A 5,968-nucleotide genomic window follows, 5' to 3' on the forward strand; every position below is an offset into this window, starting at 1 on the left:
CTCGACGAGCGCGTCGCCAGCGTGGATCGGGATATCCAGCACATGGGGCGCGAGCACGCCCAGGCGCGCAAGCTGCAGCAACTGCGCGGCATCGGGCCCATCACGGCCACCGCGCTGGTGGCCGCCATCGGACAGCATATCGGCGACTTCAAGCACGCGCGTGATCTGGCGGCGTGGCTGGGACTGGTGCCCGGACAGCACGGCAGCGGCGGCAAGGCGAAGCTGCTGGGCATCAGCAAGCGTGGTGATACCTACCTGCGCACGCTGCTGATTCATGGCGCCCGCGCCGTGGTGCTGGCCGCCCAGGGCAAGACGGATCGGCTCAGCGTCTGGATTCAGAAGCTGTGCCACCGCCGAAACAGGAATGTGGCCGCAGTCGCCCTGGCTAACAAGACCGCCCGGCTAGCCTGGGCGCTGCTGACCCGGGAAGCGGATTATGACCCGGAGTACGGGCAGGCAGGATTGGACATGGCCAGCTGACGGTCCGTCTCACCCGGCCCGCAAGGGAAGATCAACGCCACGAGTACGTCAACGTCACGATTGCAACGCAGAAGCAGTGATGGCCCATTGGTCGAACCGGCGGCGGGCAAACCTGATGGATTCCCAGTGCGCGAAGCACGCTAAGCCGATAAGGACCCGCCGCGCGAATAGCCCATCATGGTCCGGGCGATTGAGCCCAACGCAGAGGCCGGATATACGTGCGCAGTCGATCCAGCGACCAGAACTGCGGAATGCTTGCAAACCGGGAGGAGTCCATATACGGTATCCAGAGTGCTGCTTGAACAGGCATTGCAGCTCGATTCCCGCTTCCGCGGGAATGACGAATTGTTCTTTGCTGAGGTAGCTAGTGATCCGGCCCTCAGACGCATGAATTTCTGTAGGAGCGAGCTTGCTCGCGAAGCGTTGCTTATCGCGAGCAAGCTCGCTCCTACAAGTGAAAACATCAGCGGGCCGGATCAATAGTGAGGCGTGAGGCGGCAAGATTATTGCCACGTATGCGACCACAACCCAACCCCTGCAAAGGCTGCAAGCCAATACCTGTCAGTCAGCCCACCCAAGCGGCCTCGTTGCTCGCCCTTCTGCCCGCTACAGGCGCACCTCACCCCTCCCCCCTCACTCCTCACACGCTATAATCGCCGGCTATTTCAGCCATTTCCGCGATTGACGCCCATGAGCACAGCCCTCGACAACCTCGCCAAATCCTTCGAACCCGCCGACATCGAGCGCAACTGGTATCCGCGCTGGGAAGGCGCGAACTACTTCTCGCCGAGCATGGATCTGAACGCGCCGTCGTTCTGCATCCAGCTGCCGCCGCCGAACGTCACCGGCACGCTGCACATGGGCCATGCGTTCAACCAGACCATTATGGACGGCCTGACGCGCTATCACCGCATGCGCGGCGACAACACGCTGTGGTTGCCGGGCACTGACCACGCCGGCATCGCCACGCAGATCGTCGTTGAACGTCAGCTCGATGCCCAGGGCATCAAGCGCCACGATCTGGGTCGCCCGGCTTTTCTGGAAAAAGTCTGGGAATGGAAGAAGGAATCGGGCGACACCATCACGCGGCAAATGCGCCGCATGGGTGCATCAGTAGACTGGCAGCGCGAATACTTCACCATGGACGACAAGATGTCCAAGTCTGTGGTCGAAGCCTTTGTTCGCCTGTACAACGAAGGGCTGATCTACCGCGGCAAACGCCTGTCCAACTGGGATGCCAAGCTCGGCACCGCCATTTCCGACCTCGAAGTGATCTCCGAGGAAGAAAACGGCAGCATGTGGCACATCAAGTACCCCGTGGTCGGCTCCGACGAATTCATTACCGTCGCCACCACCCGTCCGGAAACACTACTGGGTGACGTCGCCGTCGCCATCGCGCCGGACGACGAGCGTTATCAACATCTATTGGGCAAGCTGGTCGAGCTGCCGCTGACCGGCCGCCAGATTCCGGTGATTGCCGACGAATACGTGGACAAGGAATTCGGCACCGGCTTTGTGAAGATCACCCCGGCGCACGACTTCAACGACTATCAGGTCGGCAAGCGTCACGACACCAAACTGATCAACGTGATGAGCCTGCAGGCGACCATCCTCGCCAACGCGCAGGTGTTCAGCTTTGACGGCACCCAGCACGACGGTTTCGCGCTGCCGGCCGCCTACGCTGGCCTGACCACCACGCAGGCGCGCAAGGCGATGCTCGCTGACCTTGAGGCCGCCGGCCTGCTGCTCGACACCAAGCCGCACAAACTGATGGTGCCGCGCGGCGACCGCACCGGCACGGTGATCGAGCCGCTGCTCACCGACCAGTGGTTCGTGGCGATGACGAAGCCCACCAAGGACGGCCGCAGCATTACCGACAAGGCGCTCGACGTGGTGAAGAACGGCCAGGTCGAGTTCGTTCCTGGCGACTGGGTGAACACCTATTACGCCTGGCTGAACAATATCCAGGACTGGTGCATCTCTCGCCAGCTGTGGTGGGGCCACCAGATTCCGGCGTGGTACGACGAAGACGGCAAGGTCTATGTGGGCCGCGACGAAGCCGAAGCGCAGGCACAAGCGCCGGGCAAGACGCTGCGCCGCGAAGACGACGTGCTCGACACCTGGTTCTCTTCCGCGCTGGTGCCATTCTCCAGCCTGGGCTGGCCGGAACAGACGCCGGACCTCAAAGCCTTCCTGCCGTCCTCCGTCTTGGTTACCGGCTACGACATCATCTTCTTCTGGGTCGCCCGGATGATCATGATGACCACGCACTTCTGCGACACCGTGCCGTTCAAGCACGTGTACGTGCACGGCCTGGTGCGCGACGCGGAAGGCAACAAGATGTCGAAGTCCGAGGGCAATGTACTCGACCCGGTCGACCTGATCGACGGCATCGAGCTCGCCCCGCTGCTGGAAAAGCGCACCACGGGCTTACGTCGCCCGGAAAAGGCGCCGCAAGTCGCCAAGAAGACCGAGAAGGAATTCCCCAACGGCATCCCGGCCTACGGCGTTGACGCGCTGCGCTTCACCTTCGCTTCGCTCGCTTCGCTGGGCCGCTCGATCAACTTCGACGGCAAGCGCTGCGAGGGCTATCGCAACTTCTGCAACAAGATCTGGAACGCCACGCGCTTCGTGCTGATGAATGTCGAAGGCAGGGATTGCGGTCTGGAAGCGGGCGCCGAGCTCGACTACAGCTTTGCCGACAAGTGGATTATCGGCCGCCTGCAACAGGCCGAAGCCGACATCACCCACGCGCTGGACACCTTCCGTTTCGACCTCGCCGCGCAGCAGATCTACGAATTCGTCTGGAACGAATACTGCGACTGGTACATCGAGCTGGCCAAGGTCAGCACGCAGACCGGTTCTGAGGCGCAGCAGCGCGCCACCCGCCGCACGCTGATCCGCGTGCTGGAAACCATCCTGCGCCTGACTCACCCGATCATGCCCTTCATTACCGAAGAGCTGTGGCAAACCGTTGCCCCGCTGGCCGGCAAGAAGGACACCGACTCGCTGATGCTGGCGCAGTGGCCGGTGGCGGATCTCTCGAAGGTCGACGCGGATGCCAACGCCACGGTGGAAACGCTGAAGTCGCTGGCCTTTGCCGCACGCAATCTGCGCGGTGAAATGGGCCTGTCGCCCGCGGTGAAGGCGCCGCTGTATCTGGAAGGCGATGCGTCTCTGGCGCAGTTCGTGGCCTACCTGAAGCCGCTGGCCAAGCTGTCCGAGGTGCACATCGTCGCTAGGCTGCCGGAAGACGATGCTCCTGTCGCCGTCGCTGGCACCACGCGCATGATGCTGGTGGTCGAAGTCGACAAGGCCGCCGAAACGGCGCGTGTCACCAAGGAAATCGGCAAGACGACGGATGCGCGCGACAAACTGCTCGCCAAGCTGGAAAAACCCGGCTACACCGACAAAGCCCCCGCGCACCTGGTCGAAAAAGACCGCGCGCAGCTGGCGGAGTTGAATGAGAAGCTGGCGAAACTGGCAGCGCAGCTGGAAAAGCTGAAGTAATAAGCCACAAAGGGCCGCAATTGCGGCCCTTTGCTTTCACTGGGTAGCATTCATGTCATTAGAACTACGTATCGATGCAAGCACCGGAGAAATATGGCTGGACACATTGCGGATTCATGCTGCATTACTCCGCGCAGAGCTGCCCGGTGATTTCAAACCAGCCAGCAGCTCAGAGAACTGCCTCTGCCACACATACTGCAGCGCTGATGCTTCATGCACGATTTATCTAGGATTCACTGACACGCGACTCACTGGCGCTTCACTTAGGCTTTCCAACTCGCACTTTGACACCATGGAAGCTGACGATTGGTATTGCAGCGAAGATGCGCGTGTACAGCTGCACCTTAATTGGCTCAACAAGCACTTTCCTCCCCCTCGCTTCAAGAGCATGGAATTACGGGAATTCACATGGGGACGCATTGGGGCAGGTAGTGACAAAAGTGCTAATGCTTTTATACAAGTTCGCTACTGGTAGCACGGTACCGCGTATGGCAATGGGATGGACTCCTCCCTCCTGAAACGGCATCCAGTGCCAGACTGGGAAGTGTCAGCCAACCAATCCAAACGGAACGAGGAGTCCATCCCATTGCCCTACGCCGGTAAAATCCGCATCAGTAAAAAGCCCCGCATCTGCGGCAATGCCGCTCAGTTAAGCCTGAGCGGCATTTTTCTTGACTGGGTAACGGGTTTTGCTCATCTTCACTGTGCGCGGATAGCGCCGCTCGCTGCGACGTGGCGGCAGAATGAAGCGCTTGATGTTGCTGCGCATCGCCTTCAACTTGCCCGGGATCGTGCCCGGTGAGCAACGACTCGAACTCCACAGCCACTCATCCACAATGTAACGCAGCGCCGTCAGGAAACTGATCCGGCATGGCGAAACTGCCGCTTCTTCCGCAATGCGCAGCATCTCCAGCCGGATCAGGTTGTACATCAGCAAGGTCGCCCACAACTCCTGCTTGATCCCCTCGGGCTGCAGGCTGCGCAAGGTCATCGCCTGGCGCTGCAGGTCTGTCTTGATTTCCCCGTAGGTCAGCTCGATTTCCCACCGCGTACGGCGCACTCGTAGGGCGTCAATGAGCGAAGCGAATTGCGCCGCATGAATCACATCAAACCGCTGCGTTCAATCTGAAGCCTGCAAGGTTTTCTGCGCCTGCGGCGCGGTGTTTGCATGCGCGTTCCGCCGCGCGCACGGGAAGGGGGCTTTGTCTCGGCAAAGCCCCCTTCACCCGAAAGCCGAGCCCGCTCCGCCGCCCCTTCGGGGTGCCCTGCGATGCTCGCAATCAACAGCGCGGGTTCGAAACTCGCCCTTCGGGCTCAAACATCTCACCCGCGAAACCCTGTTGATCGCTGCGCTTCTCGGCGGCTGCGAGGGCATCGCGTCCTAAATGCATACCAGCATACCCATGCAGCGATAAGGCCACAGCCAAATCTATTAAAGGGCTACGGCCACATACCCAAAAAGACACCTCGTACGGCGCACTCCGTAGGGCGCAATCGCCGCAGGCATTGCGCCGCACCTGGCAAGCGCCCCGCACTTCCGGCGCATTGCCGCCAAGCGGCGAATGCGCCCTACGATGACGAGGAAAAGCATGCATCGGCGAGGCTTCTGTACAACTATGCTGTGCAGATGGACTATCGGCGTGCCTGGTGCCCGGGTGGCACTTATTTCTTCACCGTGAATTTGCTCGAACGACGTGTGAGGTTGACCGCGAATTTCGGATACCAAGCGTAGCCAGATAAACTGGCATACGGAGGTATCGATGTACAAAATCCCGAAGCAGAGCTACACCACCGAGTTCAAGCAAGAGGCGGTCCGTCTGGTCGAGGCCGAAGGCAAATCCCCCGCTCAGGTCGCCCGCGAGCTGGGCATTTCCGAGCAGACACTCAGCAACTGGCGCAAAGCCAGCAAGGCGGGAAAACTGGCCGCCGGCACCGGCAAGGCGATCACGCCCGAGCAGATGGAGTTATCCCGGCTGCG

General features: G+C 60.8%; 4 protein-coding genes. 3 read left to right on the forward strand and 1 reads right to left on the reverse strand.

From position 1 onward, the window contains the following. Both C515_RS21630 and C515_RS0116215 read left to right on the forward strand, forming a co-directional pair. A partial coding sequence (locus C515_RS21630; RefSeq protein WP_043650134.1) for an IS110 family RNA-guided transposase occupies positions 1–480 on the forward strand: 480 nt, incomplete at its 5' end. A gap of 690 nt (positions 481–1,170) precedes the next feature. Then, positions 1,171–3,990, forward strand: a complete 2,820-nt coding sequence (locus C515_RS0116215; RefSeq protein WP_028456364.1) for a valine--tRNA ligase — start codon at positions 1,171–1,173, stop codon at positions 3,988–3,990. A gap of 649 nt (positions 3,991–4,639) precedes the next feature. Here the strand turns inward: C515_RS0116215 and C515_RS0116220 are convergent. Next, complete coding sequence (locus C515_RS0116220; protein ID WP_211234088.1) at positions 4,640–5,095, reverse strand: hypothetical protein; 456 nt, start codon at positions 5,093–5,095, stop codon at positions 4,640–4,642. Between the two features lie 655 nt (positions 5,096–5,750). Between C515_RS0116220 and C515_RS0116225 the strand changes: the two genes are divergently transcribed. Continuing rightward, the coding region (locus C515_RS0116225; RefSeq protein ID WP_028456366.1) for a transposase at positions 5,751–5,968 on the forward strand (218 nt) is incomplete at its 3' end.

The sequence above is a fragment of the Chitinilyticum litopenaei DSM 21440 genome, assembly GCF_000428145.1.
GTDB classification, from domain to species: domain Bacteria; phylum Pseudomonadota; class Gammaproteobacteria; order Burkholderiales; family Chitinibacteraceae; genus Chitinilyticum; species Chitinilyticum litopenaei.

Excerpts from the sequence above, each read along its gene's own strand:
- C515_RS0116215 (WP_028456364.1), top strand. The coding sequence starts at position 1,171 with ATGAGCACAGCCCTCGACAACCTCGCCAAATCCTTCGAACCCGCCGAC.